At 60.4% G+C, this 17,446-nt stretch carries 26 protein-coding genes; 13 read left to right on the top strand and 13 right to left on the bottom strand.

Features of this window, described 5'->3' with window-relative positions:
• Window positions 1–108 precede the first annotated feature (108 nt).
• The 3 genes from PR018_RS03930 to PR018_RS03920 all read left to right on the top strand — a co-directional run bounded on the left by PR018_RS03930 (window position 109) and on the right by PR018_RS03920 (window position 2,081).
• The gene (locus PR018_RS03930) at window positions 109–807 is read left to right on the top strand and encodes a phosphatidylserine decarboxylase (protein ID WP_142829737.1); all 699 of its coding nucleotides are present in this window, start codon (window positions 109–111) and stop codon (window positions 805–807) included.
• Window positions 808–828: 21 nt separating this feature from the next.
• On the top strand, window positions 829–1,689 hold the full coding sequence (pssA, locus tag PR018_RS03925) for a CDP-diacylglycerol--serine O-phosphatidyltransferase (protein WP_142829739.1): 861 nt from the start codon (window positions 829–831) through the stop codon (window positions 1,687–1,689).
• Window positions 1,690–1,940: 251 nt separating this feature from the next.
• Window positions 1,941–2,081, top strand: coding sequence for a hypothetical protein (locus tag PR018_RS03920; protein ID WP_162854772.1), 141 nt, complete (start codon window positions 1,941–1,943; stop codon window positions 2,079–2,081).
• On the opposite strand, the gene PR018_RS03915 is transcribed toward PR018_RS03920, so the two are convergent.
• The 3 genes from PR018_RS03915 to PR018_RS03905 are packed head-to-tail and all read right to left on the bottom strand — an operon-like array spanning window position 2,078 to window position 3,861.
• The gene (locus PR018_RS03915; RefSeq protein WP_202617158.1) at window positions 2,078–2,695 is read right to left on the bottom strand and encodes a LysE/ArgO family amino acid transporter; all 618 of its coding nucleotides are present in this window, start codon (window positions 2,693–2,695) and stop codon (window positions 2,078–2,080) included. The genes PR018_RS03920 and PR018_RS03915 overlap by 4 nt on opposite strands.
• A 38-nt stretch (window positions 2,696–2,733) precedes the next feature.
• Window positions 2,734–3,498 (bottom strand): SOS response-associated peptidase, encoded by a 765-nt coding sequence (locus tag PR018_RS03910; protein WP_142829743.1) that lies wholly within the window; start codon window positions 3,496–3,498, stop codon window positions 2,734–2,736.
• A gap of 42 nt (window positions 3,499–3,540) precedes the next feature.
• The gene (locus PR018_RS03905; RefSeq protein ID WP_142829920.1) at window positions 3,541–3,861 is read right to left on the bottom strand and encodes a YnfA family protein; all 321 of its coding nucleotides are present in this window, start codon (window positions 3,859–3,861) and stop codon (window positions 3,541–3,543) included.
• Window positions 3,862–3,994: 133 nt separating this feature from the next.
• Between PR018_RS03905 and PR018_RS03900 the strand changes: the two genes are divergently transcribed.
• The 8 genes from PR018_RS03900 to PR018_RS03865 all read left to right on the top strand — a co-directional run bounded on the left by PR018_RS03900 (window position 3,995) and on the right by PR018_RS03865 (window position 8,952).
• Window positions 3,995–4,411, top strand: coding sequence for an NUDIX hydrolase (locus PR018_RS03900; protein WP_142829745.1), 417 nt, complete (start codon window positions 3,995–3,997; stop codon window positions 4,409–4,411).
• Between the two features lie 59 nt (window positions 4,412–4,470).
• On the top strand, window positions 4,471–4,896 hold the full coding sequence (locus tag PR018_RS03895) for a TIGR02301 family protein (protein WP_142829922.1): 426 nt from the start codon (window positions 4,471–4,473) through the stop codon (window positions 4,894–4,896).
• Between the two features lie 110 nt (window positions 4,897–5,006).
• A complete protein-coding gene (locus tag PR018_RS03890) occupies window positions 5,007–5,264 on the top strand; it encodes a hypothetical protein (RefSeq protein ID WP_142829924.1) in 258 nt (85 codons plus the stop codon).
• Window positions 5,265–5,280: 16 nt separating this feature from the next.
• On the top strand, window positions 5,281–6,030 hold the full coding sequence (locus PR018_RS03885) for a hypothetical protein (RefSeq protein ID WP_142829747.1): 750 nt from the start codon (window positions 5,281–5,283) through the stop codon (window positions 6,028–6,030).
• A gap of 78 nt (window positions 6,031–6,108) precedes the next feature.
• Window positions 6,109–6,948 carry a CAF17-like 4Fe-4S cluster assembly/insertion protein YgfZ gene (ygfZ, locus tag PR018_RS03880; RefSeq protein ID WP_142829749.1) on the top strand — a complete coding sequence of 280 codons (840 nt, stop codon included), beginning with the start codon at window positions 6,109–6,111 and terminating at the stop codon, window positions 6,946–6,948.
• A complete protein-coding gene (locus PR018_RS03875) occupies window positions 6,945–7,565 on the top strand; it encodes an HD domain-containing protein (protein ID WP_142829751.1) in 621 nt (206 codons plus the stop codon). The genes ygfZ and PR018_RS03875 overlap by 4 nt, the downstream gene beginning before the upstream one ends.
• Complete coding sequence (locus PR018_RS03870) at window positions 7,562–8,086, top strand: tyrosine phosphatase family protein (protein ID WP_142829752.1); 525 nt, start codon at window positions 7,562–7,564, stop codon at window positions 8,084–8,086. Before PR018_RS03875 ends, PR018_RS03870 begins: the two co-directional genes overlap by 4 nt.
• Before the next feature lie 59 nt (window positions 8,087–8,145).
• Window positions 8,146–8,952 (top strand): mechanosensitive ion channel family protein, encoded by an 807-nt coding sequence (locus tag PR018_RS03865; RefSeq protein WP_142829754.1) that lies wholly within the window; start codon window positions 8,146–8,148, stop codon window positions 8,950–8,952.
• 28 nt (window positions 8,953–8,980) lie between these two features.
• Here the strand turns inward: PR018_RS03865 and PR018_RS03860 are convergent, their stop codons facing one another.
• On the bottom strand, window positions 8,981–9,187 hold the full coding sequence (locus PR018_RS03860) for a hypothetical protein (protein ID WP_142829756.1): 207 nt from the start codon (window positions 9,185–9,187) through the stop codon (window positions 8,981–8,983).
• A gap of 260 nt (window positions 9,188–9,447) precedes the next feature.
• Window positions 9,448–9,783: a hypothetical protein gene (locus tag PR018_RS03855; protein WP_142829758.1), complete on the bottom strand. Its 336-nt coding sequence runs from the start codon at window positions 9,781–9,783 to the stop codon at window positions 9,448–9,450.
• A gap of 300 nt (window positions 9,784–10,083) precedes the next feature.
• Here PR018_RS03855 and PR018_RS03850 point away from each other — a divergent pair, with 300 nt between their 5' ends.
• Complete coding sequence (locus PR018_RS03850; protein WP_161990955.1) at window positions 10,084–10,737, top strand: HD domain-containing protein; 654 nt, start codon at window positions 10,084–10,086, stop codon at window positions 10,735–10,737.
• 8 nt (window positions 10,738–10,745) lie between these two features.
• Window positions 10,746–11,594 (top strand): MOSC domain-containing protein, encoded by an 849-nt coding sequence (locus PR018_RS03845; RefSeq protein WP_142829760.1) that lies wholly within the window; start codon window positions 10,746–10,748, stop codon window positions 11,592–11,594.
• A 13-nt stretch (window positions 11,595–11,607) separates the two neighbouring features.
• Here the strand turns inward: PR018_RS03845 and recO are convergent, their stop codons facing one another.
• From recO to PR018_RS03805, 8 genes are all read right to left on the bottom strand, one after another.
• Entirely contained in the window at window positions 11,608–12,384 is a 777-nt protein-coding gene (gene recO, locus PR018_RS03840) for a DNA repair protein RecO (RefSeq protein WP_142829762.1), read from the bottom strand.
• 67 nt (window positions 12,385–12,451) lie between these two features.
• Window positions 12,452–12,820, bottom strand: coding sequence for a response regulator (locus PR018_RS03835; RefSeq protein WP_374108578.1), 369 nt, complete (start codon window positions 12,818–12,820; stop codon window positions 12,452–12,454).
• A gap of 231 nt (window positions 12,821–13,051) precedes the next feature.
• Complete coding sequence (locus PR018_RS03830) at window positions 13,052–13,804, bottom strand: Crp/Fnr family transcriptional regulator (protein ID WP_142829764.1); 753 nt, start codon at window positions 13,802–13,804, stop codon at window positions 13,052–13,054.
• Window positions 13,805–13,881: 77 nt separating this feature from the next.
• Window positions 13,882–14,829, bottom strand: coding sequence for a GTPase Era (gene era / locus PR018_RS03825; protein WP_142829766.1), 948 nt, complete (start codon window positions 14,827–14,829; stop codon window positions 13,882–13,884).
• A gap of 8 nt (window positions 14,830–14,837) precedes the next feature.
• Window positions 14,838–15,557, bottom strand: a complete 720-nt coding sequence (gene rnc, locus PR018_RS03820; RefSeq protein WP_142829767.1) for a ribonuclease III — start codon at window positions 15,555–15,557, stop codon at window positions 14,838–14,840.
• Window positions 15,554–16,297, bottom strand: coding sequence for a signal peptidase I (lepB, locus tag PR018_RS03815; RefSeq protein ID WP_142829769.1), 744 nt, complete (start codon window positions 16,295–16,297; stop codon window positions 15,554–15,556). The genes rnc and lepB overlap by 4 nt, the downstream gene beginning before the upstream one ends.
• Before the next feature lie 114 nt (window positions 16,298–16,411).
• Complete coding sequence (gene acpS, locus PR018_RS03810) at window positions 16,412–16,816, bottom strand: holo-ACP synthase (RefSeq protein WP_142829771.1); 405 nt, start codon at window positions 16,814–16,816, stop codon at window positions 16,412–16,414.
• A 33-nt stretch (window positions 16,817–16,849) separates the two neighbouring features.
• On the bottom strand, window positions 16,850–17,440 hold the full coding sequence (locus tag PR018_RS03805) for a DUF2062 domain-containing protein (RefSeq protein WP_111220404.1): 591 nt from the start codon (window positions 17,438–17,440) through the stop codon (window positions 16,850–16,852).
• Window positions 17,441–17,446 lie beyond the last annotated feature (6 nt).

Raw genomic sequence — 17,446 nt, 5'->3', positions numbered from 1 at the left:
CAGCCAGCCGCCAGCGCGATCAGCTGGGGGCGGCGGTCGCGGCGGCATTGCTTGCCGCCCGTTTTGCCTGTAGTCAGCGTCAGGGCTAACAACGGAAGGCCGCCATCGATGAGCTTGTACAACACCATCCGCAATACGATCGTCCCTGTTCACAAGGAGGGCTACGTCTTCGTTGCCGCTTTCTTCGTGGCATCGCTGGTCCTCGGGTGGTTTTTCAAGCCGCTATTCTGGATCGGCCTGATCCTGACACTCTGGTGCGCCTACTTCTTTCGCGATCCGGAGCGGTTGACGCCGCAGGATGAGGACCTCGTGATCTCGCCGGCTGACGGCAAGGTATCGAGCGTTGTGATGATCACGCCGCCGGCCGAGTTGAACCTTGGTGTCGAGCCGATGCTGCGCATCTCGATCTTCATGAATGTCTTCAACTGCCATGTGAACCGCGCGCCGATGCGGGGTCGCATCAGCAACATCGCCTATCGCAAGGGCAACTTCCTCAACGCCGAACTCGACAAGGCCAGCGACGAGAACGAGCGCAACGGCATGGTCATCGATACGGTGCGCGGCCAGATCGGCGTCGTGCAGATTGCCGGCTTCGTGGCGCGTCGTATCCTCTGCTTCGCCCAGCCAAACGAGCCTATCGAGGCTGGCGAGCGCATCGGCCTCATTCGTTTTGGCTCACGCCTCGACGTGTTCCTGCCGGCCGGATTTTCGCCACGTGTGACCCTTGGTCAGACGGCCATTGCCGGCGAAACCGTCATTGCCGAATTCGGGTCGCTGAAAGGCCCGACCACCAGCCGACGCGATTAAGCGTCACCGGGAGATCGCGACATGAAGACGCCATTTCCTCAGCTGGAACCGCTCGGCGAAAACGAAGAAGCACGCGGCCCGCGCCTGCGGGAGATCCCGCTGCGGCTTATGGTGCCCAACCTCATTACCGTGCTGGCGATCTGCGCCGGCCTGACCGGGGTGCGGCTCGCCTTCGAGGAGCGCTTCGAACTGTCTGTCGCGATGGTTCTGGTTGCAGCGTTTCTCGACGGAGTCGACGGCCGGGTTGCGCGGATGATGCGGGCGACGTCCAAATTCGGTGCGCAGATGGATTCGCTCGCCGATATCGTCAACTTCGGCGTGGCGCCGGCTCTTGTGCTTTATGTCTACGTGCTGAACCAGGCCCATTCTCTCGGCTGGATCGCGGCCCTCATCTATGCAATCGCTGCCGGGCTTCGGCTGGCGCGCTTCAATGTCATGGCCGAACGCGAAAACAAGGCCCCGTGGCAATCCGAATACTTCGTCGGCGTTCCCGCACCGGCGGGTGCGATGCTGGTGCTCGCACCCGTCTATCTCGGCTTCCTCGGCATCATGCCCGACAAGACATTCGGCTACATTGCCTCAGCCTATACCGTCATCATCGGCTTCCTCCTGGTGAGCCGCCTGCCCGTCTGGTCGGGCAAGAGCGAAGGCAGCCGTATCCGCCGCGACTTGGTGCTTCCGATCATGCTCGGAGTCGTCGTCTATGTGGCACTGCTGATGAGCTACACCTGGGAGGTGATGGTGGTAACCGTGGCCGGCTACCTCCTGTCTCTACCGCTTGGCGCCCGCTCCTGGCAGCGCAAATATGGCACCTACACCATCAACGGCCCCGCAGACCCCGATGTCGATGACGCCAACGACGATATCGGCCGGCATATCTGACACCTCCAGCTGACAGCATCGGCGCCTCTCTCGCGATGCCGCCTGAAGATACTGACGGCTGCTCAGCCTGTCCGGCGGCCCGCATTGGCGTGCCATCTCCCTCCTCATTGATCCGGCATTCGCGAATCAGGCCTCGCGTCAGGCTCGCGGATTATGCTGCACGTTCACAAAAGCTGATCGGCACCGCCTCCGATTCGTCACGATTGGCCGTGAAAGAGAAAGCATTACAACCACCTGGGAAGGAGATCCTAATGAGCACCGTCAACACAAGTACGACACAACCGGCCAAGACAGACCTCGCATCACTCTACCGCCCGATCGGCCTCAAGGCCGTGACTGCCGCCCATCTGATGCTGAAGGGCAAGTCTGCCACCTCCAAGAAGATCGCCTAAGCGCCGGCATAGAATTTATAGAGCAGGCTGAGGGCAAGCAGGCTCATCACGACACCGATGATTGCATCGAGGACCCGCCAGGCGGCGGGTTTGGCAAAGACCGGCTGTAGCAAACGCGCGCCATAGCCCAGCCCGAAGAACCAGACGAACGAAGCCGCAGCAGCACCTGCGCCATAGGCGAACCTCGCCGTTCCCTCATAGGCAGCCGACAGGCTGCCCAGCAGCAGCACCGTATCCAGATAGACGTGCGGATTGAGAAAGGTGAATGCCAGGCAGGTCGCAATCGCTGCCGGTAGCGTCAACCCGTTGCCACCGGCGGCGCGCATCGCCTGCGGCCGCCATGCACGGCGAAAGGCCAGCACGCCATAGGTGCCCAGGAACACGGCGCCACCGATGGTAACGAAGGCTATCAGCCGCGGCGACTGGGCCACTACGGTCCCTAACCCTGCCACGCCGGCGGCGATGAGCACCGCGTCGGACAGCGCGCAGATCAGGCAAAGCACGAAGACATGCGACCGCAACAGCCCCTGGCGCAGGATGAAGGCGTTCTGGGACCCGATAGCGATGATCAGCGAGGCACCGAGCAGAGCGCCGGAGAAAGCGGCAGAGAGAATTGGCATGGGGGGATTTCCACAGCAGAAGTAGAGGTACGTCAGAACAGGCGCAGCTGGTCGTCTCCCGGGTCATGTTTGCGCGCCGGCTTCAGGCGCGGCTGCACTTCTATCGGTATCTGCAACTCCGGGCCCATGTTGGAGACCTTGTTGACGAGATCGGAGACAGCGATGGCCTCGAACAGGTCTTCGTCGGCCGGCACCATCAGCTCTGCGACCTCGCGCGCCTCCTGCGTCCGGCAATCCAGCCATCGCGCGAAATCCTCAGGCTTGATGACGACAGGCATGCGGTCATGGATCGGCGAAATCGTTTGGTTGGCGGCCGTGGTCAGGATGGCACCGGTATCGATTTCGGAGCCATCGGCAGACGACCAGGTTTCCATCAATCCGGCAAAGACCACGACGCCACCATCGCGCGGGCGTATCCAGTAGGGTTGCGACTTCTCACCACTCTCCTTGTCGGGCCTGTGCCACTCATAAAAGCCGGAGGCGGGTATCAGCACGCGGCGATGGCGCATGGCGGCACGGAACGACGCCTTTTCGATTGCCGATTCGGCACGGGCATTGAGCAGCAGGGGAAAAGCCTTGGGATCCTTGACCCAGGAGGGCGTCAGCCCCCAGCGCACGAGCAGGGCTCGACGATCCGGCAGGTTGCTGCCGGCATCCTGGCGTTCGCCGGAAACGACAACGAGGATCGGCTGTGTCGGCGCAATATTGAAGCGCGCGGGAAAGCTCTCGAGTTCAAGGAGCCCGAGCAATTCCCGCACCTCTTCAGGCGTCGCTTTCAACGCAAATCGGCCGCACATGAGATCTGTCTTGCATTCACCACAGGTCCGGTCAAGGCCACGCTAGCCGCGCGGGCCAAACAGGATTAGCGACGTTCCCGCCAGGCAAACCACGGCACCGGAAATATCCCACCGGTCAGGCGCCCGGCCCTCGACCAGCCAGAGCCACAGCACCGACGCAACGATGTATATGCCACCGTAGGCAGCAAACGTGCGACCGGCCGCCTCGCTCGGCACGAATGTCAAAAGCCAGGCAAATATCGCCAGCGACAGCATGCCGGGAGCCAGCCACCAGACCGGCGTGCCCAGCCGCATCCAGCCCCAGAAGGCAAAGCAGCCGGCAATCTCCGCCAGCGCTGCCAATGCGTAAAGCCCGTACGTGATCATTCGCAACCCATGCCGCCAATTATCTTTTGGCTTAGGATATGGCATTGCTGCGAAGGTGTCGTCAAAGCTAGATGAATAATCTGCGGCATGCGATGTTGAGAGCAATTGCGTCAACAGTTCAGGGTGCCCCATGACCCCAACCCCACAGCCTGCATCCTCCGCGATCCTGGAGCGCGACGGACGGTTTTTGCTCGTGCTGCGCCGCAATCCTCCGTCCAAGGACATGTATGCCTTTCCGGGCGGGCGGGCGGAGGCCGGCGAGACACCGGCCGAGACGGCTTTGCGCGAGTTCGAGGAGGAGACCGGTATTGCCGTCAGCAATCCCCGGCCCTTTGCGACCTACGATCTTCGCCATCCTGGCAAGGACGGCAGCGCGGACAGCCACTTCATTTTGTCCGTATTTCTGGTAGGCGCCGACGAGGATGCGGTAGCCACTGCCGCCGACGATGCGGCTGAGGTCGGCTGGTTCACGCTCGACGAGATCAGGGCACTGCCGGTGCCACAGAGCGTTCTCGAATGCGTCGAGAAGCTGTCGCAAACGCATTAATTGCGGGAGAAGCGGCCAGACCACTTGCTCGCACCCTCCGCAGCCTGTCAACTGGCACGATGATTCCCCGGCCTGTCATCGTCATCTCGCTGTTGCTATCGCTGTGCGCCATCCAGGCTGAGGCGGCGTCGCCCAAGGCAGAGCCTGTACCGGATCCGCCGCCGGCAGATGCGGGGACCCCGGCGCCCTACGACGATAAGCTACTTCGGCTGGGTGAAATTCTGGGCTCGGTGACCTATCTCCGTCACCTGTGTGCGCCAACAGAGCCGCAAGATTGGCGCGAAGCCATGCAAAAACTGTTGGACACGGAGACGAAGAACGAGCCGAAAAGGAAGGAACGAATGACCGCTGCATTCAACCGTGGCTATAGATCTTTCGCTTCCGTCTATACGGATTGCACGCCACAGGCTATGACCGCCGAACAGCAGTACCGTAACGAAGGTGCAACACTCGCTGGCGAAATAACTGCGCGGTTCGGAAATTGACGCTTTATTAACCTCTTTCCATAGCGACCCGTGTCGTTTTAGGAAAAGGCTGTTAAACTTGTTAACCGGGCAGTAAGTACACCGGGCGTTCTCGAGGATTAAAGAAAATGATGGAACCAAGCCTCAACGACATCGACGACATGATCGTCCATGAGAAGATGCAGGCGGCTCTGGAATATCAGAACGAAGCCTGGGCGGACGGTGTAGCCGACGGTATCGAACCGGAAATCATTGCCGGCGCTGCCATCGCCCATGCCTTGCGCGAAACCATACGCCTTCAGGGCGAACAGGGTGCCGAGGCCTTGCTCGAATCGCTCCGTGAACGCATGTTGTCGGGCGAGTTTTCGCCGATCCGTTCCCTGCAATAACCTCAAGAGATATTTTATGCCGCGTGCCATGGGCGATGTTCTGCGACAGTCTGTCACTTCAGTGATGGCTGCGACGCTTCTGGCAACAAGCGCCATGTCGGCCACACCCGCCTTTGCATTTTCGCTCCTTAACGATGCTGTGAAGCAAGCTCCTGCTGCACCACGCGAGAAGCCCGTCCTGCAGGCATTGGAAGCACCCAGCAAGGGCATCCCCATGCCTGACCCGCTGGTGAACAGCCAGGCCGCGCCGAGCACAGGCGACAGTGCGCCAGCGAGCGGCACTCCAACCAAATCTGTCGAATTCCTCTTTGATATCAACAAGGCGCCTGATGCGGTGCGGAAATTGCGCGAGGCCATCGTCGAGGCCGCTGCCTCCGGCGATCCGGAACGCCTGCGCCCGCTGATGAATGTCGGCGGCGGTCTTAACCAGACGCAGGTAACGGCTGACGATCCGGGCGAAGACCCGATCAAGTCCCTTCACGACCTCTCCGGCGACAAGGACGGTATCGAGGTGATGTCGATCCTTCTCGACCTACTATCGACCGGCTTTGCCCATGTCGGCCAGGGGACGCCAAATGAAATGTATGTCTGGCCGTACTTCGCCGAAAAAGACATCAAGACACTGACGGCGCCGGAAAAGGTCGACCTGATGCGGATCGTCACGGCTGGCGACTACTCCGACATGCTGGAATTCGGTGGCTACAATTTCTACCGGGTCGGAATCACGCCTGACGGCAAGTGGAAGTTCTTCTCGGCCAGCGAATAGCCTGCCAGCGGCGGGAACTTGCGATCGTCTCCCGTCATGCCTATTTCCAGGCCTCATCACAAACGTGACGGATTGCCCATGCCAGCCGTATTTCTCAATGATCGCTCGCTGCTGCGCATCACCGGCGCAGATGCCGAATCATTCCTGCAAAACCTGATCACGACGGATCTCGGCGCCCTTGCTGCAGGCGAAGCGCGTCCGGGAGCACTGCTGACACCGCAGGGCAAAATCATGTTCGACTTCATGATCTGGCGCGACGGCGACGGCTTTGTCGTCGAGACGGACAGCGTCCAGGGCGAAGCGTTGCTGAAGCGGCTTTCGATGTACCGACTTCGGGCGGCGGTCGAGATTACGGCTTCCGACGAGCAGGGCGTGACCGTCAGCTGGGGCGACGATGACAACAGCGGATATGCCGACAGCCGCTTTGCCAAGGCGGGCATTGCACTTCACCGCGTTCCCGGCGCCCAGGGTGACGGTCCCGTTGCCATTTACGACGCTGCGCGGATTGCAGCGGGCGTTCCCTCCTCCGGTATCGACTTTTCGCTGCAGGACGCCTTTCCCCATGATGTGCTGATGGATCTGAACGGCGGACTCTCCTTCCGGAAGGGCTGCTATGTCGGCCAGGAAGTGGTGTCGCGCATGCAGCATCGCGGCACCGCCCGCAAGCGGCTGGTGCTGGTCTCGGCTGATGCCGATCTTCCGGAAACTGGAACGCCTCTTCTTGCCGGCGGGAAGCCGATCGGCACGTTGGGCTCCGTCTCCGCCAATAGAGGCTTAGCCATCGTCCGCATCGACAGGGCGGGAGAGGCCATGGCGACCGACACACCGATCCTTGCTGGCGAACTGCCGGTCTCATTGGCCCTGCCCGCGTGGTCCGGGCTTTCATTCCCAAGCAAGGCCGACGAGGCAACGGCGTGACATCGGCGAAAGAACCGCGTGCGTGGCAGCGTATGCTGTCGGGGCGTCGCCTCGATTTGCTCGATCCCTCGCCGCTCGATGTCGAAATCGGAGATATTGCCCACGGGCTGGCGCGCGTCGCCCGCTGGAACGGCCAGACGTCCGGCAGCAACGCATTTTCGGTCGCACAGCATTGTCTCGTCGTCGAGGATATTCTGCGGCGGATCGTGCCGAGTACAGCTGATGACCTGCTGGTGGCCCTGCTGCACGACGCGCCGGAATATGTCATCGGCGACATGATTTCGCCGTTCAAAGCGGTGGTCGGTGGCGGCTACAAGGCCGTGGAAAAGCGGCTCGAAGCCGCCATCCACCTGCGCTTCGGCCTGCCCGCCCATCCGTCGCGCTTGCTCAAGGACAATATCAAGAAGGCGGATGCCATCGCCGCCTATTTCGAAGCGACCGTTCTTGCCGGTTTCACACCTGTCGAGGCGAGGAAATTCTTCGGCCAGCCGCGCGACATCGTCCAGGAGATGCTGCCGATCGATCCCCTGCCCGCCATAGAGGCGCAAGCGCTGTTCCTCGCCCGGTTTGAGGCGCTGGAGGCGGAGAGACGCAGAGCTGCGGGTTCCGCACGATGAGCGCCATCGTCGTTTCACCGCTGGAGCGCATTGCCGAGATGGCTGTGCGCCACTCAGCCCGCGAGATGATAAGCCTGATGGCCGAACAGCACAGCTTTCACCGGCCCGCCGTCATCTCGGCCGACCGCCATTTGCTGCTCGGCATGAACGACATCACTTTTGCCGGCAATGACAAGCTGGTCGCACCGCAGGAAGCCCATGTCGAGCAGATCATCGCCTTTGCGCGAAGCTGGGACCGCTCCGCCCCGTTGCTGATCCACTGCTGGATGGGTGTTTCCCGTTCGCCGGCAGCAGCGCTGATCGCAGCACTGGCAATCGATCCCGATGTAGACGATGGCGCCCTCGTCGCTCGCCTTCGCCGCGCATCACCGCAGGCAACGCCGAATTCAAGACTGGTGGCGTTTGGCGATCAATTGCTGGGACGGCAGGGCAGACTGGTCGCAGCGGTCAAGGCTGCCGGGCGTGGCGCGGAAAGCGATGGCAACATGCCTTTCGTCTTGCCGCTCGACCCGGCTGGTTGACCGGGCCGGCAATTGCTCCATCTACCGCCCGACATTGCAGAAAAGGCTGGTCTATCATCATGGAAAATCAGGCAGCGAACCTTATCGTCGCTACACGGACTGCGTTGACGCAGGCGAGTGCGCTGGCCGTTCAATATACGTTTTCGATCATGGGAGCGCTCATCCTGCTGATCTCCGGCTGGGTCCTGGCCGGCTTCGTCAGCCGCTGGGCATTCGCAGGGATTTCCCGCGTCCACGGCATCGATGAAACACTGGCGCGCTTTTTCACCAATGTGCTTTATTATGGCTTGCTCATCCTGGTGTTCGTCACCGTGCTCGGCCAGTTCGGCGTGCAGACGGCATCGATCATCGCCACTCTCGGGGCTGCGGGGCTCGCCGTCGGGCTGGCGCTGCAGGGTACGCTTCAGAATATAGCTGCTGGCATCATGCTGCTGGTGCTGCGGCCATTTCGGGTCGGCGAGTATATCGAGACGGGAAGCGTCACCGGCACGGTCAAGGAAATCGGGCTGTTCGCCACGGAGCTAAGGACGGCGGAAGGCCTTTACCGACTGGCCCCGAATTCGACGCTCTGGAACACGCCGATCACCAATTTCAGCCGCGAGCCCAGCCGCAAGCACAAGATCACCATCGGCGTCAGTTCGAAAGGCGACATCGATGCGGTGCTGGCGACGCTGATGGAGATAGCGGAAAGCGATCCCAACGTGGAGAAAACGCCTGCGCCGACTGCCTATGTCAACAGCCTCGGCGGAACGATCAGTGTGACTTTGCAATACTGGGTCAGCACCGGCGGCTGGAGCACCACGACCCGCGAAATGATGCGCAAGACCAAGGCGTCACTCGATGCCAGGGAGATCGAGATTTCCTGATGCTCGCTTGTCGCGATCGGGACGCAAACTACACGGCGCTATTGACGGGTAAAGAACGGCCGAACTCATAGGGTGCGGCCGGGTCCGTGTAGGCAGACATTTCGGCCTGCATCTCGGCTAGATAGTCTTCGAGCGCGTCGTGCCTGACCCTGCTCCCGATCTCCGTGCCGGGCGCAGAAGCGGCCTGCGGTCCAAGAATGTGTATTCCTTGCGGAAACTGAACTGTTTTCAACATTGCCGTGGTCTCCGTAGCGGAAATAAATGGGCCGTCCCTTCGGCGCATTGGCGCACGTCGGTTCGGTTGCGGCGTATGAAGAGCCTTCGCAATCACAACTGCTCAAGACGGGTGGAGCTGGACAACCAGGCGATCATCGCTGGCGTGTAAATCAGGCCAGCGATGTCTGCCGGCTATAAAAGGTGTAGGTGGACGCAGATCGAAATCGTTAAACGAAGGGAGACGCCCGCCAGTCGCGGCGGCAACGTCGAAAAAGCGGGTCAGGCAGCCATGTCATCCAAGGCATACTGGCCGTAGGTGTTGCGGTAGATGTCGGTGGGCTGTGCATCGCTTTCGGGATCTGCGTCCGCGGTGCCGCCCAGCAGGGGCGCGCCATTTCCATCGCTCGGAATCTGCATCAGCTTTGCGACCAGGCTGACAAGCGCGCTGCTGCTGGTGCTGACGCTCGGCTGCTCGTCGACATTGGTTGCCATGATGCCGGGACGCTGATCTGCGGCAATCTCTTCACGGCTCAGAAGCCCGTCGCCATTGGCATCGAGGCGAAGAAGCGTTCCACGGTAGGGATAGGAAGATGTTGATACTGATACATGGGACATAGGGAACCTCCTAGGGAAGGTGCCGCCTCATGCGACGTCGGTTAGACGCAGTACAATTTAAATAATTTCTTAATAAGTAAACCGATTTGCGCTCCGGGTCAAAACAAAAAGTTAATGGTCATTAACCATAGTGATTTCTACCTGAACGACCCTACTAACGTGATTCGGCAATCTGAGGCAGGCGAGATCACGATTGCGAACCATGGCGCCGTGGATCACGGCTATCGTCTCCCACCCCCGACCAGCTAGGATCGGGCCTGGTCCAATCGGGCCGATTCTCCACAAACGATCGGAACGGCGATGCGTGATACCCTGCTGTCGGAAGCCTTTTCTCCTTTCGGTGCACTGGCATCCTCCCTCGTGGCCCATGCAACGGATAGCGACGATGGCTCCCATGACATCGCTCATATCCTGCGGGTGTTCAAAAACGCCATGCATATCCGCTCAGTAGATGGTGGCGACGGACGTATCCTGACCGCGGCCGTGTTGCTGCACGATTGCATTTCGGTCGAGAAAGATTCGCCGCTGCGTCATCAGGCTTCCGCGCTTGCGGCAGACAAGGCGTCAGGCATCCTTGCGGGCATGGGGTGGGTGCCCGACGACATCGCTGCAGTGGCGCACGCCATCACCACCCACAGCTTTTCCGCCAACCTGCCGCCGCAGACGTTGGAGGCGAGAATATTGCAGGATGCCGACCGGCTCGATGCGATCGGGATGGTGGGCGCTGCCCGGTGCTTCTACATCGCCGGGCGACTTGGCTCCGGTCTTTACGATCCGCTCGATCCGTTGGCTATCCAGCGACCGCTCGACGACAAGCGCTTTGCAATTGACCATTTCGAGACAAAGCTGTTCAAACTTGCGGACCAGTTCCAGACGAAGACGGGCGCGGCCATAGCCAAGACGCGGCATGAACGTCTGAAAACCGTGCTTTCCATGTTAATCGATGAAATCTGAGAGGCACCATGCGTATCAGCGACCTGTTCATCTACCCCGTGAAGAGCGCACGCGGTACCGCGTTGCAGGCCTCGGCGGTCGATGCCTTCGGCCTCGTCGGCGACCGGCGCGCCATGGTGGTGGCTCCCGACGGAAAAGCGATCACCCAGCGCGAACTGCCGCTACTGGCCCGGATCACCGTCGAAGCCAACAATGGATCACTCCTCCTGCGTATGGAGGGACAGAGCGATATCGTCGTCCAGCGCCCCAGCCCGGTCGCGCGTCTCGATGTGGACATCTGGAAATCGATCGTCAGTGCTGCTGTGGCCGACGAGGCAACCAACCGGGCTTTGTCCGACTGGCTCGGCCGAGATGTGAAACTTGCGATTTTCGACGACGCATCGGAACGCCTCGCGGAGGAAGCCTGGGTCGGCAGTGCAGCGCCTGTGACCTTTGCCGATGGCTTCCAGATCCTGGTGACGACAACCGGCTCGCTGTCCGCCCTGAACGAGGACCTTGCCACCCATGGCTCGTCGCCCGTCGGAATGGATCGCTTTCGCCCAAATATCGTCATCGATTGTCCAGAGCCGTGGCAGGAGGATCGGTGGGCGGCGATCGAGATCAACGGCATTAGGCTGGATCTCGTCAAACCCTGCGCCCGCTGCATCATGACCACCCAGGATCAACTCACCGGTTCTCGCGACGTCGCCAATCCGATGCCTTCCATGGGACGCCTCAGGATGTCTGCAGACCGGCGCGTCCCCGGCCCGCTGTTCGGCTGGAATACCGTGCCCCGTGGTGAAGGCATGATCGAGGTCGGCAACCTCGTGAAGATCATCGAAGAGCGCAGCGAAGGCTGGGCGTTCAAGCGACGGTGAGTGGCGCACCGGTCTAAAGCGGAACCGCTTGGGGGGATTCTTCAAGCTCAGCTGCTGCTGCCCTGTCCAGCGCCTTCAGTGCCGACTGGACGAAACCGTGGCGGGTTGCGCCGATATCGATGCCCCGCGGCTCGTAGACGTGGCGGTGGAGGAAGAAGCCGCTCAAGCGAAACGCAGCGGCCAGACTTTCCCCGTCCGCCGCCTTGCCGTTGCCGACAGCCAGAAAGGCCGGAAGCGCCAGCATCTTGTCTGCCCAGGGAGCACCTGCAGCCCGGCTGACGGCCCTGCCCGACTTCGGAGAAACGTAGACGAGGTCTTCCCTCACGCCGGTCGCAGCGCATTCCGCCAGATCGAGGCCAAAGCCGAGGTCGTTGAGGACGGCCAATTCAAAACGCACGAAAAGCTCGCCGGCATCGGCGGGATCATGCAGGTTCTCCAGAATGACGTCGAGCGCGTTGTAGAGGTGAGGATGGGGGTCGCGCTCGGGCAGCAGCCGAAGAAGTGCTGCCATTGCCTGCACCCCGTAGACCGCCGTCGCGGTTTCCATCAGCCGGGCTGCGCGGAGCCGCACTGGCTCGACGCGGAATTCGCCGAGATGCTCGTCCAGCCGCGCGCGCCAGGTGACTTCGACCTGGTTCCCGGCCTGCAGCACAGGCTGCATCGAACGCGAGCGGCCGGAGCGGACGAGCCCCAGATGTCGACCATGGCCATGGGTCATCACCTCGGCGATCACACTCGATTCGCCAAGGCGCTTGATACCCAAAATGATGGCTTGGTCCTGCCACTGCATCCGACGCACTCGTTCCTATGAAGACACAAGTCTAGTGGAAAGCAGGCAGGCTGTCACGAGAACCGCTTCAGACGGTGGCCGGAAACATCTTCGCCAGGAACTGTAGCATGGCCCGTTCGTCGAACGGCTTCACCAGCAGTGGCGCATCCTGCAGGTCATCTGGGAACTCCTGCGTATCGGAGTATCCGCTGACGAAACCGAAGGGGATGCCGCGCTCCGTCAGGAGCCTTGCAAAATTGAAACTCATCGCTTCGCCAAGATTGACGTCGAGAAGAGCCAGATCATATTGGCCGAGGTTAATCGCTGCCAAAGCTTCGTCGAGGTTCGACGCCAGCTCGACCTTGGTCGAGCCGATTTCACGAAGGATTTCCTCCGCTTCCATCGCAATGATAAGATTGTCTTCGAGAACGAGAACGCGCTGCGGAATCATTGGCATCTTTCTTGCCAAGAAGGCCGGTGCGAAGCGCAGTCTGCCAGTAGAAGTCTCATCTTGGTCTCCGGCGTTCCGCGCAGCCATGTCGATGGAAGGCATTTGCCTTCCCTCTATTGTAGTCGTTTCGGGCCATCTTACCATAGTTGTGCAAACGCCTATAATTAACGACCCGCTCTACCTATGCTGTTTCCTGCGGTTAAGCATTTAAAAAAGACATGTATTTTCATTCGGATATCAAATGAATGGGCGTTTACCTCCGCTTATCCCGCTCCATTCCGCCAGATCGGCCAATCCTTGCCCGTCCAGCACGTCGCAACCGCGCTCCTGCCAGCGAATCAATTTGCGCTCGGCGAGTTTCTTCAGCGTTTTGTTGGTGTGAACAATCGAAAGACCCAGAGTGTCGGCAATATGCTGCTGGGTGACAGGCAGCACAGTCCTGCCGCTGAACAGCTCGATGGCACTTACACGCTGATGCAGATAGGCCAGCAAATAGGCCGCCCTTTCCAGCGCCGAACGCCGGCCGATGCTGAGCAGGTGCTCATCGAGGATGCGCTCCTCCTGTGCCGCGATCCATGTCAGGTCGTATGCCAGTGATGGATGCCTGTTATACAACGTCATCAGTTTGTCGCGCTCGAACACACAGAGCGTCACCGGCGAAAGTGCCTCCACAGAGTGCTGCATCTCGCCCATGATCGTTCCCTGCAGACCTAGAAGGTCACCGGGCATGACATAATTAAGGATCTGGCGGCGACCGTCTTCCAGGACCTTGTAGCGAAAGGCCCAGCCGGAAAGCACGGTGAAAAGGTGGGCGCTGTGCGAACCCTCGACGAGGATTGTCGCGCCCGCATCGACGGCGAGTTCGCCACGCTTGAAATGCGAGACGAAATCGAGCTCGTCGGCATCGAACTCCCGAAAACTCGGCTTCGCCCTCAGCGGGCAAAGCTCGCATGGGGTCCGGGTATCATTCGTATTGGCGGTCTTGCTCATAGCTAACTTTGCAACTTGCTGCGAGACCGTCCGGACCCGCCGTTAGGAAGCCTGTGGGTGGAGTACCAAAGTGAGGGTCACTTCGGGAAATCCAGCCCCATTTCTCGGAACCGGGCCGGATCGTCGCCCCAGTTTTCACGGACCTTGACGAACAGGAAGAGATGAACCGTCTGCTCCAGGATTTCGCCGAGTTCCTTGCGGGATGCGCTCGAGATAGCCTTGATCGTTTCGCCGCCCTTGCCGAGTGCAATCTTCTTCTGGCTATCGCGCTCGACGTAGATCACCTGCTCGATGCGCACCGAACCATCCTTGCGCTCTTCCCACTTCTCCGTCTCGACATGCGAGGAATAGGGAAGCTCCTGATGCAGGCGAAGGAACAGCTTTTCGCGGGTAATTTCAGCGGCCAGCTGACGGATCGGCAGATCGGAAATCTGGTCTTCCGGATAGTACCACGGACCTTCCGGCAGTGTCTTTGCCAGATAGTCCATGACATCGTCGCAACCGTGGCCCTTTTCGGCCGAGATCATGAAGGTCTGGGTGAAGGGGATCTTTTCGTTGGCAGCCAGCGCCAGCGCCAGCAGGTCTTCATGCTTGACCTGGTCGATCTTGTTCAGCACCAAGATCTTCGGCTGATAGACGTTTTTCAGGCCTTCGAGGATGGCATCGCCATCGCCGCGAAGACCGCGCTCGCTGTCGATCAGCAGCATGATCAGGTCGGCATCCTTGGCGCCGCCCCAAGCAGACGTCACCATGGCGCGGTCCAGCCGGCGGCGCGGCTTGAAGATGCCGGGCGTATCCATGAAGACGATCTGGGTGCGGTCGTGGATCGCGATACCACGCACGATCGCGCGCGTCGTCTGCACCTTGTGGCTGACGATCGACACCTTGGCACCGACAAAGCGGTTGACGAGGGTCGACTTGCCGGCGTTGGTCGGCCCGATCAAGGCGACGAAGCCCGAGCGTGTCGGGCGTTCATCGGCTACGGCCACGCCGTCAACAGCGCTTGTGTCTTCAGTTTCGGTCATTTTTTCCGTCATTTTCCGGCAGACGAACTCTGCCATACGCCTTCGCGCTCCAGAATCTTGGTCGCGGCCACCTGTTCGGCGGCGCGCTTGGAGCGATCTGTCCCAGTCTCAGGCTTTGTTCCCGCCACCTCTACCGTCACCGTGAAGCGGGGATCATGATCCGGTCCGCTGCGGTCTTCAATCCGGTAAACCGGACTGACGGCAAACTTTGCGTGGGCCCATTCCTGCAATTCTGTCTTGGCATCGCGCCGGGAGCCATCGGCGCGAATGGCCCGCCCCTCCCAATAGCGCAAAATGAACTTCCGCGCCACCTCCAGGCCACCCTCGAGATAGAGCGCGGCAATCAGGCTTTCGACGACGTCGGCGCGGACGTTGAGCATCCGCTTGCCCGTCGTTTTCTTGACGTCGGCACCGGTGCGAATGAACAGATGCAATTCCATCTCGTCGGCCACCTGCGCGCAGGTTTCGGCGCTGACAAGCTGATTGAGGCGAACCGAGAGTTCACCCTCGTCCGCCTTGCCGAAGGTGCTGAACAGAAGCTCGGCGATACAAAGGCCGAGCACCCGATCCCCGAGGAATTCGAGGCGCTCGTAGTTGGCACCTTTTTCCGTGCGCGCACTGGCATGCGTCAGCGCGCGGTCGAGGCGTTCCTTTTCGGCAAATTCGTGACCAATCGCTGCCTCAAGTCTGGCACGGTCGGCCGACGAAAGTGCCTGTAGCTTGGTCATTGCACGACCTTGAAGATGCGGTTCCAGCGCATGTTGCTCGGCCACTTCCAGATTTCGCGGAAGGAGGTGTCATTGCCCAGCGAGAAGAAGATGACGCTTGCGCGACCGACAAGGTTTTCAGCCGGCACGTAACCAACGTCGAAACGGCTATCCAGCGAGTTGTCGCGGTTGTCGCCCATCATGAAATAATGACCTGGCGGAACGACGAACTCCTGCGTGTTGTCGCCACGCGACACAGGCGACTGGTCGAGCGTGTCGAACGTCTTGCCATTGTCGAAGGTTTCGCGGAACACCGGAACGTCTTCGCCTGGATCCTGCTTGTAATCCGACGTGAAGCTGCCGTCCGGCGCGCGCGGCACGGCCTGGCCGTTGATATAGAGAAGGTCGTCCTTGACCTGGATGCGGTCGCCCGGCAAGCCGACAAGGCGCTTGATGTAATCGATCTCGGGATTGGGCGGGAACCGGAAGACGACGACATCGCCGCGCTTCGGCTCGCTTGCAAATATCCGTCCGCTGAAGAGATTGGGCGAGAACGGTAAGGAGTACTTCGAATAGCCATATGCGAACTTGTTGACGAAGATATAGTCGCCCACAAGCAGCGTCGGCATCATCGAGCCGGACGGGATGGTGAAGGGCTGGAAAAGCACCGTCCGGATCACCATTGCCAGGAGCAATGCCTGAACGATGACTTTGACGTTTTCCCACAGGGCATTCGGCTGCTTTACGGCTTTCTCGGACACGAAGTCTTATTCCTTTTTTGCACCCCACCGGCGCAATTGACTGTCAGGCACTCTCTAGCCGCTTCATATCACTGCTGCAATGCCACCCGCATGAAAAGCGACTGAAGCAAGGCATCAGGATGTCGCGGGCACAGCCTCGATGATCACAAAGGCTTGAGCCAACGGAAAGTCGTCGGTGATGGTCAGGTGAATGACGGGCTTGTGGCCAGCCGGCATCATCGCGGCAAGGCGATCGGCAGCTCCGCCCGTCAATTGCATGGTCGGCTTGCCGCTCGGGAGATTGACGACGCCCATGTCGCGCCAGAACACGCCCTGGGCAAGCCCCGTGCCAAGGGCCTTCGAGCAGGCCTCCTTCGCCGCGAAACGTTTGGCGTAAGACGCCGCACGGTTCTTGCGGCCGTCGGATTTCTGGCGTTCGAGGGCGGTAAAGCAACGTCCGGTGAAACGCTCTCCGAAGCGCTCGATGGATTTTTCGACCCGACGGATGTCGATCAAATCACTGCCGATGCCGATGATCATGCCGGATCTCCTGGTAGACGCGATACCTTGCGCCTAGACGCTGGATGCATTCTCGACTGCAAGCGTGACGCGGTCGCGGGCGCGCTCCATAAGCCGTGCCTTGCGGCGGCGCTGAAAGCCCCGGACACCGTAGAACGTGATGCTGTAGACGATGACACCAGAGACGATGGCAGGGGGAATGGCGCCAATCAGCATCGGCTTCAGGACGACATCCCACAATTGCCAGACGTCGAGCTGGTGGAACAGCGCCGGGAGGTCGATGGATCCGCCCTGGTTGCCGCTATCGCGCCCGAGGATCAGGTGCCCGATCTCCCAGGTGATGGCCCAAATGAAGGGGTAGGTAAAAGGATTGCCGGCCGCAAGGCAGCCGAGGGTTGCTGCAAGCAGGTTGCCGCGAACGATGTAAGCCAGCACGAAAGCGATGACGATATGTACACCGATCACGGGCGTCCATGAAACAAGGATGCCTGCAGTAAAACCAGCCGCAATGGCATGCGGGGAAGCACTGAGGCGAACGATGCGTCTCTGGAAATAGCGGACAGGACGCATGAAGCCCTTGCGGGGCCAGACCATGTCGCGCAGCTTTTCAGTTAGCTTCTGTGGTTTTCTTCGGCGAAATAACATGCGGCA

This window comes from Rhizobium rhododendri (assembly GCF_007000325.2).
GTDB lineage: Bacteria > Pseudomonadota > Alphaproteobacteria > Rhizobiales > Rhizobiaceae > Rhizobium > Rhizobium rhododendri.
The sequence above is the reverse complement of the archived record's forward strand: the minus strand, read 5'-3'. Positions and strand labels throughout refer to the sequence as shown.